This window comes from Plantactinospora soyae (assembly GCF_014874095.1).
Taxonomy (GTDB): Bacteria; Actinomycetota; Actinomycetes; order Mycobacteriales; family Micromonosporaceae; genus Plantactinospora; species Plantactinospora soyae.
Window position 1 is genome coordinate 2192930 of the sequence record NZ_JADBEB010000001.1, and the last position, 26135, is coordinate 2219064.

The window sequence follows — 26135 nt, forward strand, 5'->3', positions numbered from 1 at the left end:
CAGTTGATGTTGAAGGCGGCGCAAGCAAACCCGAACGGTCAACGGGAAGTCAATCCAGTTCGAGCGGACCCCGCGGGTTCACTCCGGCGAGTGGCAATCGCCGGTTCGCCCCCGACCGCGGCCCGGACGCCTTGTAGGTTTCCCAGCAGGTCCGGCAGTCGCCGTGGGCCGAGCGGCCGTCGGGGCGGCGGACCCGGTGACGTCGCCGGAACGACGTCGGCGGCAGGCGTCGGCGTCGGGCGGCACCGCCGTCGTATCGGGGGTGCGGTCATGACTGCGGTGGTCGGGAACTATCTGCTCGGAGATCCGGTCGACCGGGTCGAGGGACCGCTCAAGGTGACCGGCACCGCCCCGTACCCGTCGGACGTCGCCCTGCCGGGCCTGGTGCACGCCGCGCTCGTCCAGTCGCCGATCGGGGCGGGAACGATCAGCCGGATCGACACCGGACCGGCGGAAGCCGCCCCCGGAGTGGTGGCCGTGCTCACGTACCAGAACACTCCGGAGCTTGCCGCACCACCGCCGTCGCCGTTCGGTTCGCCGCCCCGGTACCCGTTCACGGACAACCGGATCCTGCACTACGGCCAGCATGTGGCCATCGTGGTGGCCGGAACCCCCGAGCAGGCGGCCACGGCGGCCCGGCTGGTCGAGGTCGACTACGCCGAGACGCCTCCGGTGCTGGGCATCGACAACCCGCGAGCCCCGGTGCTGGAGAACCCGTACGGGACGGACACGGAACGCGGCGACGCGGCCGCCGGGTTGGCCGCCGCCGAGGTGGTCCTCGACGCCACGTTCGCGATCGCCCCGGAGACCAACAACCCACTCGGGCTCTTCACCACGGTGGCCTGCTGGGAGGCGGACCGGCTGGTCGTACACGAGACAACCCAGTGGCCGATGCTGGTCCGGAGCACCCTGGCCGCCGTGTTCGGCGTACCGGAGGGGAACGTACGGGTACTGGTGCCGCACATCGGTGGCGGGTTCGGAGCGGGGCTCCGGGTCCCGCCGCACACGGTGCTGACCGTGCTCGCCGCCCGGACACTCGACCGCCCGGTCAAACTGGTGCTGACCCGGCCACAGATGTTCACCTCCATCGGCCACCGGCCGGAGACGGTGCAGCGGGTACGCCTCGGTGCCACCCGGGACGGCCGGCTGGTGGCGATCGACCACGAGGGCACCTCGACGATCGGGATCGAGGAGACCAATCTCGAACCCCTCAGCAGGGGTACGGCCCTGGCGTACGCCTGCCCGAACGTCGCGACCCGGGACCGGCAGGTACGGCTGAACATCCCCAATCCCGGCTGGATGCGCGCCCCCGGCACCGTCCAGGGGCACTTCGCCCTGGAGTCGGCGCTCGACGAACTGGCCTACGAACTGGGGATCGATCCGCTCGAACTGCGACTGCGCAACTATGCGGAGGTCCACCCACAGTCGGGGCTGCCGTGGTCCAGCAAGGCCCTGCGGGACTGCTACCGGGTCGGCGCCGAGCGCTTCGGCTGGGCCGGGCGGAACCCGGGGATCCGGTCGACGCGGGACGGCAACTGGCTGGTCGGCTACGGGATGGCCGGCGTGACGTTCGAGTGGTACCAGTCGCCGTGCCGGGCCAGCATCTCGATCCGTCGCGACGGTACGGCCCAGGTACGCAGTGCGGCCACCGACCTCGGTACCGGTACCTACACGATCGCGACCCAGCTCGCGGCCGAACTGCTCGGCCTCGACCGGGGCCGGGTCCGGGTGGCGATCGGGGACAGCGACCTGCCACCCGCCCCGCAGTCCGGCGGGTCGGGGCTGGCGGTGGCGCTGAGCGCGGCGATCCACGCCACGGCCGGCAACCTGCTGCGGGCCTTCCTGACCCTCGTCGCGGGCGACGACCGGTCACCGTTGCGGGGCCGGGAGCCGGACGAGGTCCGCGCCACCGACGGTCGCCTGCACCTCGTGCACGATCCGTCGGTCGGGGAGACGTACCTCGACATCCTGGCCCGGCACGGTCGGGACGAGTTGACCGCGGACGGCGAGGCCACTCCGCAGGTCGACGGCGTACCGATGGCGCCGTCCGGTTCGTTCGCCGCCCGGTTCGTGGAGGTCCGGGTCGACGAGGAACTCGGACTGCTGCGGGTCCGGCGGATCGTCACGGTCGTCGACGCGGGCCGGGTCCTCAACCGGAAGACCGCGCGCAGCCAGATCATCGGGGCCACGGTGATGGGGCTCGGGATGGCGATGCTGGAGCGGACCGTGTTCGACCCTGCGGGCCGGGTCGCCAACGCGACCTTCGGCGAGTACCTGATCCCGGTCCACGCGGACGTACCCGAACTCGACGTCGTCTTTCTCGGCGCGCCGGACGGGCTTCATCCGGTCGGGATGAAGGGACTCGGTGAGATCGGCATCGTCGGTGTGGCCCCGGCCATCGCCAACGCCGTCTTCCACGCCACCGGCCGCCGGATCCGGTCACTGCCGATCACCATCGAACGACTGCTGCCGCACTGATCCCGGTACCGCCTGCTCATCCCGGCCGCGCCGCGCCGGTTCCGGCGAGTCCGGCCGGTGCGGCGTCGCCTCAGGAGCGCGACCGGGCGCGGCCGGTCGGCCAGGCGGCCCGGGCCAGGGTGGGCAGCTCCCGGCGCTGGCGGAGGAACAGGATCCCGGCCAGGATCGCGTACGCGACGGCGACCACGTAGCGGACCGTCTGGGTCGGCACGGCGAACTGCACGGCGAACAGCAGGAACAGCAGCGCCGCCTCGCTACGGGAGATGCGCAGATCCAGCAGGATCGCGACGCCGAGCAGAGTCTGCGCGGTGGTGAGGTACAACTCCTCGGTCTGCCGGGCGTCCAACGGCAGCCCGGCGAACTCGCCGCCGCCGAGGTAGAAGGCGATCGGCAGACAGGCGACGAGCAGGGTCCACTGGTTGAGCTTCGCCGCCAGCAGGGCGCCCAGCCCGTCGTCGGCCCGACCCCGTAGGGCGAAGGCCACCGCCACGATCACCTCCGGAGCCTCGGACGCCACCGGAGCCAGCCACTGGACGAGCAGGAACTCGTCGATCCCCAGCGTCGAGCCGGCCTCGACCAGGGACCTGCCGAACGGCTCGGCGGCACTGAGGATCACCACGGCGGCGGTGCCGAACAGGGCCGTGGCCGTCAACCGGCGCCGCTTGGTGGGCTGGTTGGCGAGGGTGGCCGCCACCCCCACCAGCCCCTCCTCGGCGTGCTCGGTCCGCCCGATCCGGGACAGGTAGAGCGCGTACAGGCCGCCCAGGACCACGGTGTCGTACCAGGCCAGCCGACCGGTGACCGGGATGACCAGCGCGTACACGGTCGCCATCAGCAGGTACACGGTCTCGGTCCGCCGGTGCGGGGACAGCCGTACGCCGTTGCGGTCGCCGGGTCGCCCCCGCCGACGTACGGCCCAGATGGCGAAGAAGACCAGCAGCGGCCAGGCGACCCCGATCAGCAGCCGGTTGGCGCCGGTCATGTTCGCCAGCGCGAACGCCGCGAACTCCGGATCGGAGCCGGCGGCGAACGCGAAGTAGATATCGATCGCGTACTCCGGCAGCACCGCCACCAGTGCGAGCAGTGCCAGCGCGAGACTGCCCGGCAGGTCCACCCGGGCGACCTCCGAGGCCCACATCAGCAGCGCCACCGCCGACAGCACCGCCACCCCGAAGACCGCCATCCCGACCAGCGGCGGCAGATGACCGCCGGACAGCCGGACGACGACGGCCGGAACCGCAGCCAGTACCGCGATGCCGACCCGGGTCGCGACGCCCCGAGCGGACACCGTGACATCGAGTCTCACCCGCACCGCCGCCACCCCCGTCGGCATCGAGCCTGCCGGACCGGGCCGAGGGCAGCGGCCGAACCGACCAGATTCACTCGGGTACGAGCGCGGCGCGACCCGCCGAGGCCGACACCGACGAGCCCCGGCAGAGCCGGGATCCCTTACTGGGATACGTTGTCAGCCACAGCTACGGCTACCGGAGGAGGTGGGACCGATTCTCGTTCTGATCGGCGGGGTGCTCCCACCACGCGACCCGATGGCGTCACCGGTCGAGGCCGGGCCACGGTAACCGCAGGAGCGCCCGAGGCGTTTCCGAAGGGTTGTTGTACGTGTCGAAATCAACCGACGCTCCGGCGTCCAGTCCCATCCCGATGCCGAGCCCGGCCACCGTCGTCGACCGGCTTCGCGCCGCCGGCTGCGTGTTCGCCGAGGACGAGGCGGAACTTCTGATGGATGCCTCGGCGACCCCGGCCGAGCTGCTGGCGATGGTCGACCGACGGGTCGCCGGGCTGCCGTTGGAGCACATCGTCGGCTGGGTCGACTTCTGCGGGCTGCGGGTCGCCGTCGACCCGGGGGTCTTCGTGCCGCGTCGCCGGACCGAACTCCTGGTACGCCGGGCTGCGGCGCTGGCCGTACCCGGGGCGACGATCGTGGACCTGGCCTGTGGCTGCGGCGCCATCGGGATGGCCGTCGCCGGGCTCGTCGAGGATGTCGCGCTGCACGCCGTGGACATCGAGCCGGCCGCCGTACGCTGCGCGCGGCGCAATCTCGCGGCGCTGAATGCCCAGGTGTACGTCGGAGATCTGTACGACCCACTTCCCGCCCGACTGCGTGGGCAGGTCGACGTGCTGGTGGCCAACGTTCCCTACGTACCCACCGAGGCTGTGGGCCTGCTGCCGCCGGAGGCGCGGATCCACGAGCCGCTGGTGGCGCTGGACGGCGGTGCCGATGGCCTCGACGTGCTGCGCCGGGTGGCCGGCGGGGCCGGGAACTGGCTGGCTCCCGGTGGGCATCTGCTGCTGGAGACCAGTCTCGAACAGGCGGACGCCGCGCTGGCGGCGCTGGCCGGGGCCGGTCTCGCCCCGACGCTGGCCCGCGACGACGAGCTACCGGCGACGGTGGTGATCGGCCGCTGCTGACCGTACGGCCGGCCGGCGATCCCGCTCGCGGAGGTACGACCGGCGATCCCGTTCGCGGAGGTACGGCCGGCCGGCCGCCCTGCTCACCAGCCGCGCAGCCGGGACCAGACCGATCCGATCGTCCCGGTACCGGGCTGGAGCACCTGGTAGACGTCATGCTGGGCGGCCGTCGCGCAGGCGTGGATCGGCAGCACCCGGACCTGGGTGCCGACGGGTAGCTCGGGCAGCGCCGCCCGGCTGCCCTTCCGGATCGTCAGCGTGCCGTGCTCCTGGCTGGCGTCGGTCATGACCAGGTCCGGGTAGAGCGGCCCGTCGAGCCGGGCGACGAGTCCGTACCCCTGGTCGACCGGTTGGCTGGCCGTACCCCGGTCCCGGGAGGTCGCCATCCAGCCGCCGTCGGTGATGATCCAGCCCTTCTCCGGCTGATGGCCGATCACCGTGGTCACCACGGACATCGCCAGGTCGTCGACGTCGCACACCCCGATGCCGGCCATCACGAGGTCGAAGAAGACGAAGTTGCCGGCCCGGACCTCGGTGACTCCGCGCAGGTCCTCGGCGGCGTGTGCCGTCGGGGTCGAGCCGACGCTCACCACCGGTGCGGCGAATCCGGCCCCGCGCAGATCCTCGGCGACCCGGACCGCGCTCGCCCGCTCGTGCTCGGCCGCGGCGACGAGTTCCTTCCGGGAACGACTGTGGTACGACCCACCCGCGTGCACGAGTACGCCCCGGGCCTCGGCGCCGCCCCGTTCCAGCACCTCGGCGATCCGTACGGCGGTCGGGTCGCCCGGTCGTACGCCGCCCCGGTGCCCGTCGCAGTCGACCTCGATGAACGCCGGGATCCGTACGCCGGAGTCGGCGACGGCGGCGACCGCCTCGGCCTGCGTCACGCTGTCGATCGTCACCTGGAGGTCCACTCCGGCCCGGTGTGCCGCGACCACCCGGCCGAGCTTGTGCGGGGCGAGGCCCACCGCATAGAGGATGTCGGTGAACCCGTGCGCGGCGAAGGCGTCCGCCTCGCGCAGGGTCGACACGGTGATCGGTCCGGTGCCACCGTCGAAGAGCAGCCGGGCGACGTCCACAGACTTCGCCGTCTTCACGTGTGGCCGCAGCCCGACGCCCAGCTGCCGCAACCGGCTCCGGAGGCGTTCGATGTTGCGCTCGACCCGCGCCCGGTCGACGAGTAGGAACGGCGTCTCGGGAAGACCGCCAGCGGGGTCGTCGTCGGTCCCCTCCGCCGTGCGGATGTCCTGCGGGGTCGCGACCATGCCCACCTTTCCTCAGCGTCGCCTCGCCCAGGGTGCTTGCGCTGGTCGGAGGCCCTAAATCGGCGCCCCAGTGTAGATGAGCGACACGGTCAACCTGGACCGTCGACGGCAGCCTGCTCGACGGCGTGGACGTCGACGGCAGCCTGCTCGACGGACCCGTCGACTTCCGCCAGGACCTCGGCGATCGTCGCCACGTCGCCGGCCGTGTGTGCCGCGAGCAGCGCCGCGAACCGTTCCGCCGGCAGCACCCGTACGCCCAACGTGACGGCCTTCTCCGCCTTGCTGCCCGCACCCTCGCCGACCACCACCAGATCGGTCCGCTTCGAGACCGAGCCGGAGGACTTCCCGCCGAGCCGTTCGACGGCCTCGTTGCCCTCGTTGCGGGACAGTCCCGGCACCGAGCCGGTGACCACCACCGTCATCGGGGTGCCGTCCGGCCTGCGCAGCGGCAGAGCCGTCGGGGTCGGGGTGGCGGCGTCGGGATCGCGGTCGTCGCCCTGGCCCGTTGCCGCAGGCGGAACGATCCCCGGCTCGGTCATGTTGACGCCACGCGCCGCGAGCTTGTCGACCACGGGCGCGAGTTCGACCAGTTCCGCCGCGATGGTCACGGCCCGTTCCGGCCCGACGCCCTCCACCTGCTGGAGATCGGGTACGGACGCGGCGAGCAGCGCCTCCATCGTGCCGAAGTGCCGGGCCAGCCGCCGGGACATCGAGCGGCCGGTCATCCGTACGCCGAGGCCGGTGAGGACCCGGGACAGCGGTTGGCTCTTCGACGCCTCGATGTTGGCGACGAGTTTCCTGGCCGACGTCTCACCCAACCGGTCGAGGGTGGCCAGGGTGGCGGCGTCGAGGTCGTAGAGGTCGCCGGGATCGGTGACCAGGTCGGCCCCGACAACGAGATCAATGATCTTGCTGCCCAGTCCTTCGATGTCCATCGAGTCCCGGGCCGCGTAGTACGACAGCGACTCGCGGGCTCCACAGGCTCGCCCCTGGGTACAGCGCCAGCGCTTCTGTGACCGGTCGATCTCGCCGCCGCACCGTGGGCAACCGGTCGGCGGGTCGTACGGTGTCGAGTCGGCCGGGCGCTCGTCCAGTTTGGCGCCGGTCACCTCGGGGATCACGTCGCCGGCCCGCCGGACGAAGACGGTGTCGCCGGCCCGTACGTTGCGCCGGACGAGGTCGTCGAAGTTGTGCAGGGTCGCCGAGGTGACCGTGACACCGCCGACCTGCACCGGGGCCAGTACGGCGACCGGGGTGATCACTCCGGTCCGGCCGACCTGCACCTCGATCCGGAGCAGGGTGGTGGTGCGGGTGTCGGCGGGGAACTTGTAGGCGATGCCCCAGCGGGGTGCCCGGGTCCCCGACCCAGCCAGTTCGCGGTCCGCCGGGTGGTCGGCCTTGATGACCGCGCCGTCGATGCCGAAGCCGAGTTCGCCCCGCCCGGCGTAGAGCGCCTCCACCGCGGCGAGCACCTCGTCGATCGTGGCGCAGAGCGGCATTCCGGCCGGTGAGCCGGCGGTGGTGGCGACGCCGAGACTCTCGATGTAGGCCATGGTCGCGGAGAGCGGACGTGCCGTGGGCCCGTCGACACCGGGCCCAGGCTCGGCAGCACCAGCTACCTCACCGTCGGCACCGATCTCGGGTACGGCGTCGTCGAGCCCGTGCACCGCGTAGGCAAGGAAGGACAGCGGCGCGTCGTACGCCCGGTCCTGGGCGCGGAGGGTGCCGGCGGCGGCGCTGCGCGGATGTGCGAAGGCCGGCTCGCCGTTCCCGGTCCGCATTTCGTTGGCGCGGACGAAGTCGGCGTCGGTCATGAACACCTCGCCGCGCACCTCCAGCGTCACCGGCTCGCTGAGCTGCTCCGGCAGGCCGACCGCCCGGCGGGCCTGGGTCGTCACGTCCTCGCCGGCCCGGCCGTCCCCCCGGGTGGCGACCTGGGTCAGCCGGCCCGCCACGTACCGGGCGGCGATCGCGAGGCCGTCGATCTTGGGTTCCACGGTGTAACCGGCGGCCGGACGGCCGAGCAGCTTGTCCAGCCGGGCGGCCCACCGGCCCAACTCCTCCTCGCCGAACACGTTGTCGAGGCTGAGCATCGGACTGCTGTGCTCGACGTCGCCGACCACTCCGGCCCCGGCCGCGACCAGCTCGCTGGGCGAGTCGTCGCTCTTCCAGCCCGGCTGGGCGGTTTCGGTCGCGATGACCCGGGCCATCAAGGCGTCGTAGGTCGCGTCGTCCATCGCCAGATCCGTGCCGCTGTAGTACGCGGCCGCCGCCGACCTGATCTCGGCGAGCGCCGTGGCGTAGTCCGCCCGGTCCTCGAACGGCTCGGCCAGCCCGGCGTCCACCACCGGGTCAACGGAGTCGACCACCAGCTCACTCATGTTGCCGCCCCCGCGCTCCGCATCAGCCGTGACCTCCTGTCGTGTCCTGCACACAGCCTAGAGATTGGGTACGACGCATCCCGCCCACGCATCCGTCCCCGCCCGGACCCCCGATCGACGCCCCGAGCCCGACCCCGCTCCAACCCGATCGACGGCCGATCTGCGCCCTCGATCGGCGGCCAGACTGCGGCCCGAGCCCGACCTCGCTCCGCCCCGCTCGCTCCGTCCCGCTCGCCAGCCTGATCGCGCAGCCCGGTCCGGTCCGGTCCGATCCGATCCGCAACCAGCCGATGGGCCCGGGCCTGGGCACCTAGGCTGATTTCATGGCCGAACCGGCGCAGCGCCCCCAGGACGGGCCGAGCGCGCAGAGTTCGGAAAGCCCGCAGAGTTCGGAGAACCCGCTCAGTTCGACGAGTTCGCAGGGTTCGCAGAGCGTCGGCACGGTGATCGTCGCGGGCCTGGCCAACCTGGCGGTCGCGGTGGCAAAGGCGTTGGCGGGGGTGCTCTCCGGTTCGGCCGCGGTGCTGTCGGAGGCGGCCCACTCCGTCGCCGACACCACTACCGAGGTGCTGCTCTTCGTGGCCCTGCGTCGGGGCAGCCGGCCGGCGACCAGCCAGTATCCGTTCGGGTACGGCCGGGAGAGCTACATCTGGGCGTTCATGGCGGCCGTCGTCACCTTCGTCATCGGTGCCGGTTTCTCCATTTTCCAGGGCGTGGACGCGATCCAGGAGCGGCGCGAGAAGCTGGACGCCACGGTCGCGTACCTGGTGCTGGCCGTCTCCTTCGTCGCGGAGGGGATCTCCCTGCTCCGCTCCGTACGGCAGTTGCGTCGCCGGGCCGCCCGCTGGCGGGTCCCGTGGCTGCGGGTGGTCCGCAACACCCCCAACACCACCATCAAGGCGGTACTGCTGGAGGACAGCGCCGCGCTGGTCGGCCTCGTCCTGGCCGGTGCCGGCGTGACGCTCTCCGAACTCACCGGAAGTCCGGTCTGGGACGGGATCGCCTCCATCGCCATCGGCGTGCTGCTGCTGATGGTGGCCACGACTCTGGCGCACAACAACATCCGTCAGCTGGTCGGGCGGGCGGCTGGGGAGGCGGTCCGGGAGGAGATCCACCAGGAACTGTCCCGGGTGCCGGACGTCCGAGGGGTGGACCGGCTGATGACCATGCAACTCGGCCCGGAGGACATCCTCGTCGCCGTCAAAATCAACTTCGCCGAGGAAGCCACCCGGGAGGAGATCGAGATCGCCTCGGACGAGGCCGAGCGCCGCCTCGTCACCCGGAACCCGGCAATCCGGTACGTCTTCCTCGACCCGACCCGCCGCCGCCCCTGAGCCGGCTGGTGGCGATGGCTGGTGAGCCACCGGACCAGGGGTCGGCCCTCAGATCGGTGTCCCGGTGGCGGGCCAGGGAGTCGGGGTGGCGGGCCAGGGAGTCGGCCACAGGTATTGACAGTTTTCGACGGCAGGCTCACTCTGGTGGGCAGAGAGCGCTCTCTCACCTCCCTTAGGAGGACAGACCACCACCAGTCTGGCCAGCGATCTCCGATGCTTCTCGGCGGCGCCATCGGGAACCGAACCTGGCCCGTTCACCAGCTAGGAGTCAGAGATGGACAGGGTTGCACCCCTACCCGGACTGCGCCGCCGCCTGCGGCTCGTGACACTGCTCAGCGCGCTGCTGGCTCTGCTCGGCGCGTACACCGTCATCGGGCGGGCCGAACCCGCCGAGGCGCGGGCACCCATCGTGCGGGTGGCCGAGTTCCTGGCGGACTGCCAGTTCAGTCACCGCCTGCCGGACGACCCGATCATCTACCCGGGGCTGCCCGGCGCCTCGCACATGCACAGCTTCTTCGGCGCCACGACCACCAATGCCTACACCAACCTGGCCGACCTGCTGAACTCCGACACCACCTGCAACCCGAGGGTCGACGTCTCGTCGTACTGGGTGCCCACCCTGTACGCGGACAACGCCCCGGTGGAACCGGCCATCGTCACGTTCTACTACCTCGGCGAGGGGGTGCGCAGCGACATCGTCGCGAACACCCAGCCCATCCCGCTGGGGCTGCGGATCGTGGCCGGCAACGCCCGGGCGACGGCCCCGGACTCGACCACCATCTCGCGCTGGTCGTGCCTGCACGCGGGGCACGTCGGGGCGTCGAAGGACTTCGTCAACTGTCCCTCCGGAACGATGCTGGAGTCGTACCTCGACTTCCCGCAGTGCTGGAACGGCCGCGACCTGGACTCGCCCGACCACAAGAGCCACATGGCGTACCCGGTGAACCAGGCCTGCCCGCCCAGCCACCCGGTGGCGGTACCGAAGCTCCGACAGGTGATCAGGTATCCGGTCAGCGGTAACCCGGCGCGGTTCCGGCTCGCGTCCGGTGCCGGTTTCACGATGCACGGCGACTTCTTCAACGCCTGGCCCGAGGCGGAGATGCTCCGTCGGGTGCGGGACTGCATCCGTCCCGTGATCAAGTGCGGTGCGGACGGCCGGCCGAGCTGATCGGACGCGGGGTGGGCCCGGAGCGCCGGGTCCACCCCTGTTCGGCTGTCCGGACGGAGGAAGGAGGCCGCAGATGAGGGCCCGGGTCGTTGTCGTACCGTCCACCGCAATGCTCGTCGTGGTGCTGCTCGTCGCGGCCTGCGCCGGCTCCGCGCCACCACCGACCTCCGTTCCGGGTACGGCCGCCAGCCCCGTCCCGGCCACCCCCGGTCCAGCGGCCCAGACGGGTACGACGAGTTCGTCCGGTCCGTTCAACGTCACCGACGTCGCCTGGCTGCAACTGACCGTCGCGATGCACGAGCGGGTGCTCCCGATGCTGGACCTGGTCCCGGCGCAGACCGTCGAGCCGGCGTTACGCCGACTGGCGGCCCGGGTCCGGGACACCCATCGGGCCGATCTCGCCCTGTCCCGGAAACTGCTGGACAGCGCCGGTGCGCCGAAGACCAATCCGCACGAGGGCCACGACATGCCCGGGATGGTGACTGCCGCCGAGCTGAGCGCGCTGGGTACGGCCGGTGACGCCGAGTTCCGCCGCCTCTTCAGCCAGCACCTGCGGGCGCATCTGGAACAGGCGACCCGGGTTGCCCGGGCCGAGCAGACGTCGGGGGCCGAGCCCACCACCACCGCTCTCGCCGCCGCCATCGTCCGCACCGGCACCACCTACCTCAACCAGCTCGACCACCTGTAAGGAAGGGCCCCTTCCTATCGTTTTCTGTAGAAGAAGGGCCCCCTCCTAACACCCCAGCCGATTGACAGCCGGCCTCCCGCCGGGCTAGTTTGCGTACGTCGTAAGCTTACGGCGTACGCAAACTAGGGAGTGGCATCATGAAGAAGATCGCGATCATCGCGCCGCTGGTCTGGCTCGGCTGGCTCGTCCTGATCGACTGGGTACCGATGTTCCCGCTCAACGACCTCGACGTGATCAGCGCCGAGGACCGGGCCATCGCCGCCGCCGCGAACTATCCGATCCCGCTGCTGATCGCCGGGGCAGTGGCCCTCGGCCGACGCTGGTCCCACGTCGCCGCCGTCGGGCTGAGCACGCTCTGCGTCGTCGGACACGTCAACTCCTGGTGGCTCCCCTACTTCGGCAGCGCCACCGCCGCCGCTCGGGCGGACTACCTGGAGTACTACTCCCAGACCCTCAGGTTCCTGCCCACCGCCGGACACGACGTGGTCATCGACGTCCAGCACACCGTCGTCGGACTGCTCACCCTGGCGATGCTGGCCGCGACCGTCAGCGTCACCATGAGGACATGGCCACGACACCGGAACACCGAGCTGGCGGCCGCGGCGGTCGCCCGGCCCAGTTGACCCGCGACGACATCGTCGCCGCGGCTGTCCGGGTAATCGACACCGACGGGCTGGAGGCGTTGACCATGCGCCGACTCGGTGCCGAACTGGGAGTCGCGGCGATGTCGATCTACCGGCACCTGTCCAACCGGGACGCCGTACTCGCCGCCGTCGTCAACCACCTGGCGGTCGACGCGGTCACCGATCTCGAGCCCGGAGACTCCTGGTCCGAAGCGCTCGCCCGGTTCGGGACCGTGTACCGGCGGATGCTGTTGGCACATCCGCGAGCCGTGCCGCTGCTGGCGACCCATCCGATGGACATCGACACCGGCCTGCGACTCATGGGAGCCGTTCTCGACCGGTTCGCCGCCGCCGGACTGTCCCAGAACGAGGCGCTGACGGCCGTACAGTCGGTCGCCGTCTTCGTACTCGGACACGCTCTCGCCCAGGTCGGCACCCCGCCGGGCACCCCGGCCGCTCCGCCGGAGACGCCGGAGGTCGCCGAGTACTACGAACACTGGTTCGAGGTGGGACTGACCGCGATGGTCTCCGGGTTCGCCGCCCGACACCAGCGATAGCCGCCCGCCGCAAGCGATAGTCGGCCGACCTGCCAGCGATAGTCGGCCGGTGCCGGCAGCGGACGGCCGGCGATCGGGGCCGGACGGGTCGGGCGGCGACTGCCCGGTCACCACTACGGTCCGGTCACCACTACGGTCCGGTCAGGACTACGGCCCGGTCAGGACTTCGACCAGCGTGGGACCGGCGGTGGCGCGTACCGCGCGCAGCGCCGAGGTGAGTTCGGCGGGGGTTTCGACGCGGGTCGCCGGAACCCCGAAACCGGCGGCGATCTCCGCGATCCGGGGGCCGCCGATGTCGGTACCCGGCCAGCGCCCGGTACGTCGAGCCGCACCGTCGAACCGGTGCAACGCCGAACCGACCGCGCTGTAGCTTCCGTTGTTGAGTACCACGAAGGTGACGGCGATCCGGTAGTGCATGGCGGTCCAGAGCGCCTGGATCCCGAACTGGAAGGATCCGTCGCCGAGAATCGCGGCCACCGGGTACTCCGGTTGGGCCAGCCGGACCCCGAGCGCCGCGCCGGTACCCCAGCCGAGCGATCCGGACGAGGAGAGCAGGACCTGGTCGGGGCGGCGCTGCGGCAGCGCGGCCAGCAGCGCCGGCGTGGCCGTGGTGGCGTCCAGCACCACGGTCGTGTCGTCGCCCAGCCCGTCGACCAGCGCGGCGACGATCGGAGCCAGCCCGACGTGGCCCGGAAAGGCGGCGACCGGCCGCTCGGACGCCACGTCCGGCGGCCGTGTCGCGGTCGCGGGCAACGGTCCCGCAGAAGCGGGCAATGTTGTCGCGGAAGCGGGCAATGGTGTCGCGGTCGCGGACAAGGGTGTCGCGGTCGCGGGTGTCGGTGTCGGTGTCGGTGTCGGTGTTGCGACCGTCGGCAGCGCCGCGAGCAGGTCGTCGAGGACGGCGCCGGTGTGCCCGACCAGTCCCACGTCCACCGGGTACAGCCGGCCGACCTCGCCGGCGTCGACGTGTGCGTGGATGGTGCCGGCCCGGGTGGGCAACTCGTTCTCGGCCGGTGCCTCGAATTCGGTGAACATCCGGCAGCCGACGAAGAAGAGCAGGTCGGCGTCGCGTACCGCCGGGTGGTTCGGGGCGTACGACCCGGCGAAGCGCGGGTGGGAGGTGGCGAAGGCGGTTCGTTGGAAGCCGCGCCGGTCCTCGCCGAGTACGGTCGCGCCGAGGTGCTCGGCGAGGGCGACCAGGGCCTCGGTCGCACCGTGCCGGGCCACGTCGCCGCCGGCCACCAGCACCGGACGGGTCGCCTCGGCGAGCATCCGGGCGGCGGCGGCGACCGCGTCGGCAGCCGGCCGGTTGCGTGGTACGCCCATCGGTGGCACCGCCGCCAGGGCTGCCCCGACCGGTGTACTCGCGTCCATGACGTCCTGCGGCAGGCCGATCCAGGTCGGACCGGCGGGCTCGGCGGCCGAGGTACGCAGTGCCCGGGCGACGTCGGAGGGCAGGCTGCCCGCCGAGCTGACCTGGCGGGCCCACTTGACGTGCTGACGGATCATGTCGCGCGGGTACGGCACGGTCGTGAACCCGTCGCGACCCTGTAGCGCGGTGGACTTGAGCCCGTTGAGCACCAGCACCGGTGAGTTCGCGAGCTGCGCGGCGGTCAGGTGTGCCACCCCGTTGGCCATGCCCACGTTGGTGTGCAGGTAGGCGACCTGGGGGCGGCCGGTGATCCGGGCCGCGCCGTCGGCCATCGCGACCGCGATCGACTCGTGTGTGGTGAGCACGATGTCGAGTTCCGTGGAACGTTCGACGACCGCGTCGAGGAAGGCGGCCTCGGTGCTGCCCGGACAGCAGAAGACCCGTCGGACACCCCAACCGGTCAGTACGTCCAGCAGGGCGTGGGCCGCTGGCGTACCACTGTTCCGAATGGTCGGACGGATCGCCGTACTGCTCATGATCACCCCTTGACCTGGTGTTACGCGACGTGGCGATCGAGTGGCGCCGGTACCGGCGGGATGTGGCGACAGTAACGCCAACGACCGTGAGGCGGAATGGAGCCAACTCGAATTCTTCTGTACGGAACCAATTTGGTTCTGCAAAACAGAATCTTGCTGCCCCTCGTTGCGCGGTGATGGATAGTGCGGAGTACCCGCCCGTCCGAGCCGGGTCCCGGGCCCAGGCCAGTTCCGGAGGTGTTCGTGCAATGCAGACAGTGGTGAGCGAGCGCAACCCCAGCGGGCTCGACAAGGTGGCCCAGGTGGTCGACGGCCGGATCGGGGAGAGCGCCGACGGGGCGTACTTCGAATCGGTGGACCCGTGGACCCAACGCCCGTGGGCCCGGGTCGCCCGGGCCGGCCGGGCGGACGTCAAGGCGGCGGTCGCGGCGGCCCGCCGCGCCTTCGACGAGGGCCCGTGGCCCCGGATGCCGCAGCGGGAACGGTCCGCCCTGCTGCACCGGCTCGCCGACCTGATCCAGGCGCACGCCGACGAACTCGCCCGGCTGGACACCCGGGACATGGGCATGCCGGTGACGAACAGCCGGAACTGGAACGTGACCAGTGCGATCAACCACTTCCGGTTCTTCGCCTCGCACGCGCAGCTCTCGACCGCCAGCACCTATCCCGGCGACGACCGGCTGCATCAGTACCTGCGTTACGAGCCGGCCGGGGTTTTCGCGGCGATCGCACCCTGGAACTACCCGCTCAACCTCGGAGTCTGGAAGATCGCTCCGGCACTGGCGTACGGCAACACCGTCGTGCTCAAGCCGGCCGAGCAGTCACCGGCCTCGGCGGCCCGGCTCGCCGCACTGGCCCTGGAGGCTGGACTACCGCCCGGAGTGCTCAACGTCGTGCACGGATTCGGACCGGATTCGACCGGTGAGTGGTTGACCACCGCCCCGGGCATCGACCGGATCACCTTCACCGGCGAGTCCCGTACCGGATCGATCATCGCGGCGGCGGCGGCCCGCTCCCTGGTCCCGGTCTCGCTGGAGTGCGGCGGCAAGGGCGCGAACCTGGTCTTCGCCGACGCCGACCTGGCCGTCGCGGTGGCCGGCTCGATCCGGGCGATCTACAGCAACTCCGGCCAGGTGTGCCTCTCCGCCAGCCGGGTCTACGTCCAGCGCGCCGCCTACGAGGAGTTCGTCGACCGGTTCGTCCGGGCCGCCGAGGCGCTGCCGTACGGCGATCCACACGACCCGGCGACGCACGTCGGCCCGCTGTCCAGCGCCGAACACCACGCCAAGGTGTCGGACTACCTCGATTCGGTCGGCTCCGACGGCGGCGAACTGCGTACCGGCGGTCGGGTCGACGGGACGCTGCTGGTCCGACCCACCGTCGCGGTCGGGCTCGGGCCGGCGGCGCGGATCTGCCGCGAGGAGGTGTTCGGGCCGGTCGCGGTGGTCACCCCGTTCGACGACGAGGCGGAGGCGTTGCGGCTGGCCAACGACACGCCGTTCGGCCTCTCCGCGGTGCTGTTCACCCGGGATCTGGGCCGGGCCCACCGGGTGGCCGCGCAGTTGCGGGCCGGCACCGTCTGGATCAACACCTTCGGGGTACGCGAGCCACGGGCGCCCTTCGGCGGCTTCGGGGTCTCCGGGGTGGGCCGGGAGGGTGGCGACTTCAGCCGCGAGTTCTGCACCGAACCGAAGACGGTGATCGCCGCCATCGACTGATCCGCCGCCATCGACTGATCCGCCCCCGTCGACCGTTCCGCCGCTGTCGACTGCTCGTCAGGGTCGACCGATCCGCCGCGACCGGCTGGCCCGTGATCGCGGGTCAGCCGGTCCACCGTGCGTCGGCGGAGCCGTCAGCCAGTCCACGGCCCGTCGGCGGAGCCGTCAGCCGGTACGGCGCCGGAAGAGTACGACGGCGAGCGTCACGGAGACGGCGAGGAAGCCCGCGCACCAGGTCAGCGCGATCCACGGGCTGTTGCCGACGGGAGTGTCCAGCAGCAGGCCGCGCAGCGACTCGATCACCGGGTTGATCGGCTGGTGCTCCGCGATGCCGCGACTCCAGGCCGGCATGGTGTCGATCGGCACGAACGCGCTGCTGGGGTACGGCAGGAAGGTCATGAAGAAGGTGAAGCCGTTCGCCGCCTCGGTCGATTTGGCCAGCATCCCGACCACGGCGGCGAGCCAGGACATCGCGAGGATGAACGCCAGCAGGATGCCGCCGGCCGCGAGCCACTCGACCAGCCCGGCCTGTGGCCGGAAGCCGATCAGGAACGCCACCCCGAAGACCAGGACGGTCGAGGCGAGGTTGCGGACGACGCTGGCCGTCACCTGACCGCCGAGTACCGACGCGCCGCTGATGTCCATCGACCGGAACCGGTCCATGATTCCGCCGGTCAGGTCCTGGTGTACGGCCACCGCCGTCGTCGCCGAACCGAAGCCGGCGCAGAGCAGGATCACCCCGGGGACGACGTAGCTGACGTAACTGGTGCCGGTGTCGATGGCCCCGCCGAACAGGTAGACGAAGACCAGCATCAGCATGATGGGCAGCATCAGCGACATGATCAGCGCGTCGACGTTGCGTGCCGAGAGGCGCAGACAGCGGCCGATCATCGTGGCCAGGTCCGTCGGTCCGGAGCGGCGCTGCGGCACCCCGGCCATCCCACTGGCGGCGAGTTCAGACACCGGCGGTCTCCTTCGCGGTACGGATAACGGCGTCGGTACGGGTGGCGGCGTGACCGGTCAGAGCCAGGAAGACGTCGTCGAGCGTCGCGGTGTGTACGGCGAACCGCAGCACCGCCGTACGTCCCGGGTCGAGTTCGTCGAGCACCGCGCGGATGTGCGAGGCGCTTCCGTCGGTCGCGACGCCGAGGGTCAGCCGATCCGCGTCCCGGTGGAGCAGCCGGTCGCGCAGATAGCCGGCGATCGAGTCGTAGTGGGCGGCGCTGGTGAGAGTCAGATCCAGCCGCTGGTCGGCGAACCGGGTCTTGAGCTGGGCCGGGCTGTCCTCCGCCACCACCCGGCCGTCATCCAGTACGGCGATCCGGTCGGCTAGCCGGTCCGCCTCCTCCAGGTACTGCGTGGTGAGGAAGACCGTCACCCCCGAGCCGGCGAGATCCGTGATCACCTGCCACATCGCCTGGCGGCTACGCGGGTCGAGGCCGGTGGTCGGCTCGTCGAGGAAGATCACCGACGGCTGCCCGACCAGGCCGGCCGCCAGGTCCAGGCGCCGACGCATGCCGCCGGAGTAGGTGCCGATCCGCCGTCGCCCGGCGTCGAGCAGGTCGAACTCGCCCAGTAGTTCCTCGGCACGACGGCGGGCCGCCGGACGGGACAGGCCGACGAGCCGCCCCATCATCCGTAGGTTCTCCTCGCCGGTCTGTAGTTCGTCGACCGCCGCGTACTGCCCGGTCAGGCTGATGTTCCGGCGTACCTGGGATCGTTCGCGCAGTACGTCGAAGCCCGCGACCCAGGCCTGTCCGGCGTCCGCCCGGACCAGTGTGGACAGGATCCGTACCGTGGTGGTCTTGCCCGCCCCGTTGGGGCCGAGTAGCGCGAAGACGCTCCCCTGACGTACCCGGAGATCGATGCCGGCGAGTACCCGGACCGATCCGTACGACTTCTCCAGGCCGGTCGCCTCGACCGCCGATCCTGTTGCCATCCTCTTCCACTCCTCAGCCTTCGCCCGACCGGGCGGCGTACGGGACAGGTGCTTGCGTACAGGTTAAGCATGCGGTTCGATCAAACGCAATTACCTGGTAATAGTCGGGTTTGGCGGTGCTAGTGCACTAGTGCTCTAGGTAGTGCGGTGGGCGAGGGCAGCTGACGTGCACTACTCCGCCGTGCCGCAGATCCGCCGGGTTCGCCGGCTACCCTCGGGCAGCATTGGTGCACTAGTACGCAGCCAGGCCAGGCCGATCGAAGGAGGGCGCGGTGGACCGCCCCGGAACAGAGCCGCCGTACCGGCGGATCGTGGCCGAGATCCGGCGTCGCATCGTGGCCGGGGAACTGCGCCCCGGCGACCGGGTGCCGTCGACCCGACAGATCACCGCCGAGTGGGGCGTGGCGATGGCCACCGCCACGAAGGTGCTCACCGCGTTGCGTGAGGCAGGGCTGGTGCGTGCCGTACCCGGGGTCGGCACGGTGGTGGCGGAGCCCGACCCGGAGCCTCCGCCGGCCGCGCGCGGCGGGCGACGTCGGATGGCCCGGGACCCGGATCCGGGGCTGACCCGGGAGCGCATCGTCCACACCGCGATCGAAGTCGCCGACGCCGAGGGATTCGCCGCGCTGTCCATGCGTCAGGTCGCGATTCGGCTCGGGGTCGGCACGATGGCGCTCTACCGCCACGTGCCAAGCCGGGACGACCTCGTCGCGCTGATGGTGGAGGAGGTGCTGGACAAGATGCAGTTACCGGAGACGCCCCCGCCGGGTTGGCGGGCACAACTGGAGCTGATCACGCGGTTGCGCTGGGCGGTCTTCCGGCAACATCCCTGGATGCACCAGACGATGTCGCTGACCCGTCCGATGCTCTCGCCGCAGGGGATGGCGCAGACCGACTGGACGATGCGTGCGGTGGACGGCCTCGGGCTCGACACGCCGAGCATGTTCTACATCGTGGTCTCGACCGCCGGTTTCGCGCACGGGATGGCGGCCAACCTGGTCTGGGAGTCGGAGGCCGAGCAGGAGAGCGGGCTGACCGACGAGGAGTGGATGGCGAATCAGGATTCGACCCTGAACAGCATCTTCGAGTCCGGGGCCATGCCGATGCTGGCCCGGCTCGCGGAGATCGATCTCGAATTCGACCTGGATCGGTTGTTCGAGTTCGGCCTTCAGCGGATGCTCGACGGCGTTGCCGTGTTCATCGAGGGCAGGAGTTCGGCCCTCGATTAGCGGCCGGCAGGCCCGGCCGTGTCGAGCGGGGCCCGACCGTGTCGATGGTCGGGCCCCGCCGCGCTGCCGATGGGTCGGTCAGCCGGAGTAGCCCCGGCTGGCGGCCCAGTTGGCCAGGTTGATCGTGCTCATCCAGTACGAGCTGTCGCCGTTGACGTCGGCCGGGTCGGCGATCTTGACCGTACGTCCCTCGTCCTCGTACCCGACCACCGTGAGGTAGTGCCCGCCCTCGTACGAGTGCGCCACGCCCCTGCTGTCGACGGCGGCACCGATCACGTTGACCACCACCGGATGCTCCCGGGCCACCGCGCGGGTCACGTCGGCCTGCAGCCGGTCCATCTCGGTTGGGGTTGCCGTCTCCTCCGGGATCGACCGGGTCCGGTAGAAGTCACTGCCACCGAGGCTGTTCAGGACCCGTGTGGTGTCCTCGGCCGAGTCGGTGCCGTTGACGGTGGTACGCAGCCGAGCGGCGAGCTCGTCCTGGCTCGGGGCGTGCCCGGAGGCGGTGAGCGCGATCCGGGTGGCAGCCGGCCCGCAGTAGAAGAAGTTCGGCTGTGCCTGGTAGTCGACCGAGAGTTCCTTGGCCGTGGGTGCGGTGAAGCCGACGTCCTGGGTCGTCGCGCCGAGAGCGATCGCCGGCCCGGCCACGCTGCCGCCGATGACGGCCAGCCCGGCGGTGGCCAGGGCCGCGCGACGGGTCGTCGACGGGGTGATGGTGGTCAGCCATCGGGCCCCGCGAAGGAGGGTGCTCAGCACTCCGTCGTTCCTTTCGGGTTGTCAGATGGTGGGGTTGCCGGCTCGTCGGCCTGGGCCGCGAGCGGTTGCCCGTTCCGTGCAGCTCTGCTGTCAGCGGCCGTCGACCGATTTCGGTCGCGGCGGTGGATGTGCGTGCTGCCTGTTGCGGGCCGCCGGTCGAGGCCATCGGCGACGAATCGGACGTACGAGATAGCCAACGCGGGCGCAGAGTCCGACATTCCAGATATGCCGGGGCGATCGGTGGGCGGTGTGGCCCCGATTTGGCGCTACCGGCCCCGCCGTGTAACTTTCTCTCTCGGCAGGGCACCGGGCAAGCCCAGCGGGAAGCACCGCTGGCGGCCGGCCTGCCAAATCCCGACCGATCGTGGTGGTCTACCGCTGCGCCCGCCGGGATGCATGAAGGCTGTTGGAGTGTTACAAACCGGGAAATACCGGTTTGACGATGCGAAAACGGTCGGGTAAGGTTCTACAAGCGCCCGGCGGAAACGCCGGGGGCGAGGAAAGTAAGCCCCGAGTGGTGGGTTTCGGCTCATTGTTCGGTGTGTGTTTGTTCTTTGAGAACTCAACAGGGTGCTTGATAAGCCAGTGCCAAAATGGTTTTGATTGTTTTGGCAGCAAGTGTTTTTATTGTTGCCGGGTTGATTTTCCAAGTTTTTGTTGGAGAGTTTGATCCTGGCTCAGGACGAACGCTGGCGGCGTGCTTAACACATGCAAGTCGAGCGGAAAGGCCCTTCGGGGTACTCGAGCGGCGAACGGGTGAGTAACACGTGAGTAACCTGCCCCAGGCTTTGGGATAACCCCGGGAAACCGGGGCTAATACCGAATATGACTTTTGGTCGCATGACCGAGGGTGGAAAGTTTTTCGGCTTGGGATGGGCTCGCGGCCTATCAGCTTGTTGGTGGGGTGATGGCCTACCAAGGCGACGACGGGTAGCCGGCCTGAGAGGGCGACCGGCCACACTGGGACTGAGACACGGCCCAGACTCCTACGGGAGGCAGCAGTGGGGAATATTGCACAATGGGCGGAAGCCTGATGCAGCGACGCCGCGTGAGGGATGACGGCCTTCGGGTTGTAAACCTCTTTCAGCAGGGACGAAGCGAAAGTGACGGTACCTGCAGAAGAAGCGCCGGCCAACTACGTGCCAGCAGCCGCGGTAAGACGTAGGGCGCGAGCGTTGTCCGGATTTATTGGGCGTAAAGAGCTCGTAGGCGGCTTGTCGCGTCGACTGTGAAAACCCACAGCTCAACTGTGGGCTTGCAGCCGATACGGGCAGGCTAGAATTCGGTAGGGGAGACTGGAATTCCTGGTGTAGCGGTGAAATGCGCAGATATCAGGAGGAACACCGGTGGCGAAGGCGGGTCTCTGGGCCGATATTGACGCTGAGGAGCGAAAGCGTGGGGAGCGAACAGGATTAGATACCCTGGTAGTCCACGCTGTAAACGTTGGGCGCTAGGTGTGGGGGACCTCTCCGGTTCTCTGTGCCGCAGCTAACGCATTAAGCGCCCCGCCTGGGGAGTACGGCCGCAAGGCTAAAACTCAAAGGAATTGACGGGGGCCCGCACAAGCGGCGGAGCATGCGGATTAATTCGATGCAACGCGAAGAACCTTACCTGGGTTTGACATGGCCGCAAAACCTGCAGAGATGTGGGGTCCTTCGGGGGCGGTCACAGGTGGTGCATGGCTGTCGTCAGCTCGTGTCGTGAGATGTTGGGTTAAGTCCCGCAACGAGCGCAACCCTTGTTCGATGTTGCCAGCGCGTTATGGCGGGGACTCATCGAAGACTGCCGGGGTCAACTCGGAGGAAGGTGGGGATGACGTCAAGTCATCATGCCCCTTATGTCCAGGGCTTCACGCATGCTACAATGGCCGGTACAATGGGCTGCGATACCGTGAGGTGGAGCGAATCCCAAAAAGCCGGTCTCAGTTCGGATCGGGGTCTGCAACTCGACCCCGTGAAGTCGGAGTCGCTAGTAATCGCAGATCAGCAACGCTGCGGTGAATACGTTCCCGGGCCTTGTACACACCGCCCGTCACGTCACGAAAGTCGGCAACACCCGAAGCCCATGGCCTAACCGGTTTTCCGGAGGGAGTGGTCGAAGGTGGGGCTGGCGATTGGGACGAAGTCGTAACAAGGTAGCCGTACCGGAAGGTGCGGCTGGATCACCTCCTTTCTAAGGAGCACCTCTCGGCGAAGGTCGGGTAGGAGCCCACGGTCCGCGTATGTCGGGTCGGGGTGCTCAATGGCGGAGACACTGGCGAGTTTGTTACCGGCAACGGCCTTCTTTCCACTAGTACAACCCTTTCGGGGGTGTGGAGGGTGGTGGGGGTGCGGCTGGTTGGCGAATGTAGAGCATCCTGTTGGGTCCTGAGGGAACAAACCGTGGTCCTCTTCGTGAGGGCGGGGTTGTTGTCTTGGGTTGCCAGGCATGGCCTGGTCTCACATACCGGATCCCTTGTGGGGTTGTTGGTGTGGGGCTGTGGGTTGTGGGTTGGTCGTTTGTTGAGAATTACACAGTGGACGCGAGCATCTTTGTGGTCAAGTTGTCAAGGGCGAACGGTGGATGCCTTGGCACTAGGAGCCGATGAAGGACGTGGGAGGCCGCGATAGGCCTGGGGGAGCTGTCAACCAAGCTGTGATCCCAGGGTGTCCGAATGGGGTAACCCGGCATCAGTCATGTGGTGTCACCCGCACCTGAATTCATAGGGTGTGTGGAGGGAACGCGGGGAAGTGAAACATCTCAGTACCCGCAGGAAGAGAAAACAACAGTGATTCCGTGAGTAGTGGCGAGCGAAAGCGGATTGAGGCTAAACCGGTTGCGTGTGATACCTGTCAGGGGTTGCGTGGTCGGGGTTGTGGGACCTCATGACATGAGCTGACACTTGTGTGGAGAGTTATAAAACCAGTTGCTAGTCGAATGGTGTGGAAAAGCCAACCGTAGACGGTGAGAGTCCGGTAGGTGAAAGTGGCTGGTCTCTTTTGTGGGTGTTCCCGAGTAGCGGCGGACTCCTGTAATCTGCCGTGAATCTGCCAGGACCACCTGGTAAGCCTAAATACTTCCTAGTGACCGATAGCGGACGAGTACCGTGAGGGAATGGTGAAAAGTACCCCGGGAGGGGAGTGAAATAGTACCTGAAACCGTTCGCCTACAATCCGTCGGAGCCTTTAGGGGTGACGGCGTGCCTTTTGAAGAATGAGCCTGCGAGTTAGTGGCACGTGGCGAGGTTAACCCGTGTGGGGTAGCCGTAGCGAAAGCGAGTCTTAATAGGGCGTGTAGTCGCGTGTTCTAGACCCGAAGCGGAGTGATCTAGCCATGGGCAGGCTGAAGCGCGGGTAAGACCGCGTGGAGGGCCGAACCCACCAACGTTGAAAAGTTGGGGGATGACCTGTGGTTAGGGGTGAAAGGCCAATCAAACTCCGTGATAGCTGGTTCTCCCCGAAATGCATTTAGGTGCAGCGTCGCGTGTTTCTTGCCGGAGGTAGAGCACTGGATGGTCTAGGGGCCCTACAAGGTTACTGAAATCAGCCAAACTCCGAATGCCGGTAAGTGAGAGCGCGGCAGTGAGACTGCGGGGGATAAGCTTCGTAGTCGAGAGGGAAACAGCCCAGATCACCAGCTAAGGCCCCTAAGCGTGTGCTAAGTGGAAAAGGATGTGGGGTCGCACAGACAACCAGGAGGTTGGCTTAGAAGCAGCCACCCTTTAAAGAGTGCGTAATAGCTCACTGGTCAAGTGGTTCCGCGCCGACAATGTAGCGGGGCTCAAGTACACCGCCGAAGCTGTGGCATTCACATTTTAACTTCGCATGACTCTTTGGGGTTGTGTGCAGGTGTGTGGATGGGTAGGGGAGCGTCGTGCCGCGAGTGAAGCAGCAGGGTGACCTAGTTGTGGACGCGGCACGAGTGAGAATGCAGGCATGAGTAGCGAAAGAAGGGTGAGAAACCCTTCCGCCGGATGACCAAGGGTTCCAGGGCCAGGTTAATCCGCCCTGGGTGAGTCGGGACCTAAGGCGAGGCCGAGAGGCGTAGTCGATGGACAACGGGTTGATATTCCCGTACCCGTGTAGGAGCGCCCGTGATGAACCTTGTTGTGCTAACCACCCGATCTTGGTGAGGTCTTCGGACTGATCTGGGGGAGCGTGGGAACCTGGCGGGTAGTAGTCAAGCGATGGGGTGACGCAGGAAGGTAGCTGAGCCCGGCCGGTGGTTGTGCCGGGGTAAGCGTGTAGGCCGTACCATAGGCAAATCCGTGGTGCATTAAGGCTGAGACGTGATGCCGAGCCGATTCAGGTGAAGTCAGTGATCCTATGCTGCCGAGAAAAGCCTCTAGCGAGTTCCGAGCGGCCCGTACCCCAAACCGACACAGGTGGTCAGGTAGAGAATACCGAGGCGATCGGGTGAACTGTGGTTAAGGAACTCGGCAAATTGCCCCCGTAACTTAGGGAGAAGGGGGGCCGGAGACGTGAAGGGACTTGCTCCTGGAGCGTTGTATGGCCGCAGAGAGCAGGGGGAAGCGACTGTTTACTAAAAACACAGGTCCATGCGAAGAAGTAATTCGATGTATATGGACTGACGCCTGCCCGGTGCTGGAACGTTAAGGGGACCGGTTAGTCTTTCGGGGCGAAGCTGAGAACTTAAGCGCCAGTAAACGGCGGTGGTAACTATAACCATCCTAAGGTAGCGAAATTCCTTGTCGGGTAAGTTCCGACCTGCACGAATGGCGTAACGACTTCCCCACTGTCTCAACCACAGGCCCGGCGAAATTGCAGTACGAGTAAAGATGCTCGTTACGCGCGGCAGGACGGAAAGACCCCGGGACCTTTACTATAGCTTGACATTGGTACTTGAATTAGCTTGTGTAGGATAGGTGGGAGCCGGTGAAGTCCATACGCCAGTATGGGTGGAGGCAATCTTGAAATACCACTCTGGTTGGTTTGGGTATCTAACTTCGGGCCCTTATCGGGTTCAGGGACAGTGTCTGGTGGGTAGTTTAACTGGGGCGGTTGCCTCCTAAAATGTAACGGAGGCGCCCAAAGGTTCCCTCAGCCTGGTTGGCAATCAGGTGTTGAGTGTAAGTGTATAAGGGAGCTTGACTGTGAGACTGACGGGTCGAGCAGGGACGAAAGTCGGGACTAGTGATCCGGCACTTGCGTGTGGAAGCGGTGTCGCTCAACGGATAAAAGGTACCCCGGGGATAACAGGCTGATCTTCCCCAAGAGTCCATATCGACGGGATGGTTTGGCACCTCGATGTCGGCTCGTCGCATCCTGGGGCTGTAGCAGGTCCCAAGGGTTGGGCTGTTCGCCCATTAAAGCGGTACGCGAGCTGGGTTTAGAACGTCGTGAGACAGTTCGGTCCCTATCCGCCGTGCGCGTAGGATACTTGAGAAGGGCTGTCCCTAGTACGAGAGGACCGGGACGGACGAACCTCTGGTGTGCCAGTTGTCCCGCCAGGGGCATGGCTGGTTGGCTACGTTCGGAAGGGATAACCGCTGAAAGCATCTAAGCGGGAAGCCTGCTTCAAGATGAGGTATCCCACCCCTGTAAAGGGGGTAAGGCCCCCAGGTAGACGACTGGGTTGATAGGCCGGAAATGTAAGCCAGGTAACTGGTTCAGTTGACCGGTACTAATAGGCCGAGGACTTGACTACAAAGCTGCTACGCGTCCA

16 protein-coding genes and 2 rRNA genes are annotated in these 26135 nt (G+C 68.3%); 11 read left to right on the forward strand and 7 right to left on the reverse strand.

Annotated features, from left to right (window positions below; all coding sequences use genetic code 11):
- The first annotated feature begins 270 nt into the window (after nt 1-270).
- Nucleotides 271-2478 (forward strand): xanthine dehydrogenase family protein molybdopterin-binding subunit, encoded by a 2208-nt coding sequence (locus tag H4W31_RS09835; protein WP_192766374.1) that lies wholly within the window; start codon nt 271-273, stop codon nt 2476-2478.
- A gap of 70 nt (nt 2479-2548) precedes the next feature.
- On the opposite strand, the gene H4W31_RS09840 is transcribed toward H4W31_RS09835, so the two are convergent.
- Nucleotides 2549-3790 (reverse strand): sodium:proton exchanger, encoded by a 1242-nt coding sequence (locus H4W31_RS09840; RefSeq protein WP_192766375.1) that lies wholly within the window; start codon nt 3788-3790, stop codon nt 2549-2551.
- Between the two features lie 347 nt (nt 3791-4137).
- Between H4W31_RS09840 and H4W31_RS09845 the strand changes: the two genes are divergently transcribed.
- Nucleotides 4138-4905 carry a putative protein N(5)-glutamine methyltransferase gene (locus H4W31_RS09845; protein WP_192771976.1) on the forward strand — a complete coding sequence of 256 codons (768 nt, stop codon included), beginning with the start codon at nt 4138-4140 and terminating at the stop codon, nt 4903-4905.
- Nucleotides 4906-4988: 83 nt separating this feature from the next.
- Here H4W31_RS09845 and H4W31_RS09850 read toward each other — a convergent pair whose 3' ends face one another.
- Together H4W31_RS09850 and ligA are read right to left on the reverse strand one after the other, a co-directional pair.
- Entirely contained in the window at nt 4989-6170 is a 1182-nt protein-coding gene (locus H4W31_RS09850) for an alanine racemase (RefSeq protein WP_192766376.1), read from the reverse strand.
- Between the two features lie 89 nt (nt 6171-6259).
- Nucleotides 6260-8551 carry an NAD-dependent DNA ligase LigA gene (gene ligA / locus H4W31_RS09855; RefSeq protein WP_192766377.1) on the reverse strand — a complete coding sequence of 764 codons (2292 nt, stop codon included), beginning with the start codon at nt 8549-8551 and terminating at the stop codon, nt 6260-6262.
- A gap of 323 nt (nt 8552-8874) precedes the next feature.
- Between ligA and H4W31_RS09860 the strand changes: the two genes are divergently transcribed.
- The 5 genes from H4W31_RS09860 to H4W31_RS09880 all read left to right on the forward strand — a co-directional run bounded on the left by H4W31_RS09860 (nt 8875) and on the right by H4W31_RS09880 (nt 12921).
- The gene (locus H4W31_RS09860) at nt 8875-9885 is read left to right on the forward strand and encodes a cation diffusion facilitator family transporter (RefSeq protein ID WP_192766378.1); all 1011 of its coding nucleotides are present in this window, start codon (nt 8875-8877) and stop codon (nt 9883-9885) included.
- A gap of 274 nt (nt 9886-10159) precedes the next feature.
- On the forward strand, nt 10160-11053 hold the full coding sequence (locus H4W31_RS09865; protein ID WP_192766379.1) for a DUF1996 domain-containing protein: 894 nt from the start codon (nt 10160-10162) through the stop codon (nt 11051-11053).
- 73 nt (nt 11054-11126) lie between these two features.
- Nucleotides 11127-11741, forward strand: coding sequence for a DUF305 domain-containing protein (locus tag H4W31_RS09870; RefSeq protein ID WP_192766380.1), 615 nt, complete (start codon nt 11127-11129; stop codon nt 11739-11741).
- A gap of 137 nt (nt 11742-11878) precedes the next feature.
- The gene (locus tag H4W31_RS09875) at nt 11879-12364 is read left to right on the forward strand and encodes a hypothetical protein (RefSeq protein WP_192766381.1); all 486 of its coding nucleotides are present in this window, start codon (nt 11879-11881) and stop codon (nt 12362-12364) included.
- Nucleotides 12307-12921: a TetR/AcrR family transcriptional regulator gene (locus H4W31_RS09880; RefSeq protein ID WP_192766382.1), complete on the forward strand. Its 615-nt coding sequence runs from the start codon at nt 12307-12309 to the stop codon at nt 12919-12921. Before H4W31_RS09875 ends, H4W31_RS09880 begins: the two co-directional genes overlap by 58 nt.
- A 147-nt stretch (nt 12922-13068) precedes the next feature.
- Here H4W31_RS09880 and H4W31_RS09885 read toward each other — a convergent pair whose 3' ends face one another.
- On the reverse strand, nt 13069-14829 hold the full coding sequence (locus H4W31_RS09885) for a thiamine pyrophosphate-binding protein (protein WP_192766383.1): 1761 nt from the start codon (nt 14827-14829) through the stop codon (nt 13069-13071).
- Nucleotides 14830-15077: 248 nt separating this feature from the next.
- On the opposite strand from H4W31_RS09885, the gene H4W31_RS09890 reads away from it, so the two are divergent.
- On the forward strand, nt 15078-16547 hold the full coding sequence (locus tag H4W31_RS09890; protein WP_192766384.1) for an aldehyde dehydrogenase family protein: 1470 nt from the start codon (nt 15078-15080) through the stop codon (nt 16545-16547).
- A gap of 165 nt (nt 16548-16712) precedes the next feature.
- On the opposite strand, the gene H4W31_RS09895 is transcribed toward H4W31_RS09890, so the two are convergent.
- Together H4W31_RS09895 and H4W31_RS09900 are read right to left on the reverse strand one after the other, a co-directional pair.
- A complete protein-coding gene (locus H4W31_RS09895) occupies nt 16713-17510 on the reverse strand; it encodes an ABC transporter permease (RefSeq protein WP_318783118.1) in 798 nt (265 codons plus the stop codon).
- Nucleotides 17503-18486: an ATP-binding cassette domain-containing protein gene (locus H4W31_RS09900; protein WP_192766385.1), complete on the reverse strand. Its 984-nt coding sequence runs from the start codon at nt 18484-18486 to the stop codon at nt 17503-17505. Before H4W31_RS09900 ends, H4W31_RS09895 begins: the two co-directional genes overlap by 8 nt.
- A gap of 272 nt (nt 18487-18758) precedes the next feature.
- Between H4W31_RS09900 and H4W31_RS44170 the strand changes: the two genes are divergently transcribed.
- Nucleotides 18759-19715 carry a TetR/AcrR family transcriptional regulator C-terminal domain-containing protein gene (locus H4W31_RS44170; RefSeq protein WP_192766386.1) on the forward strand — a complete coding sequence of 319 codons (957 nt, stop codon included), beginning with the start codon at nt 18759-18761 and terminating at the stop codon, nt 19713-19715.
- A 78-nt stretch (nt 19716-19793) separates the two neighbouring features.
- Here the strand turns inward: H4W31_RS44170 and H4W31_RS09910 are convergent, their stop codons facing one another.
- Nucleotides 19794-20471 carry a C39 family peptidase gene (locus H4W31_RS09910; protein WP_318783119.1) on the reverse strand — a complete coding sequence of 226 codons (678 nt, stop codon included), beginning with the start codon at nt 20469-20471 and terminating at the stop codon, nt 19794-19796.
- Between the two features lie 654 nt (nt 20472-21125).
- Here H4W31_RS09910 and H4W31_RS09915 point away from each other — a divergent pair.
- A 16S ribosomal RNA gene (locus H4W31_RS09915) occupies nt 21126-22643 on the forward strand.
- A 363-nt stretch (nt 22644-23006) separates the two neighbouring features.
- A 23S ribosomal RNA gene (locus H4W31_RS09920) occupies nt 23007-26117 on the forward strand.
- The 16S and 23S rRNA genes sit together here, the layout of an rRNA operon.
- Nucleotides 26118-26135 lie beyond the last annotated feature (18 nt).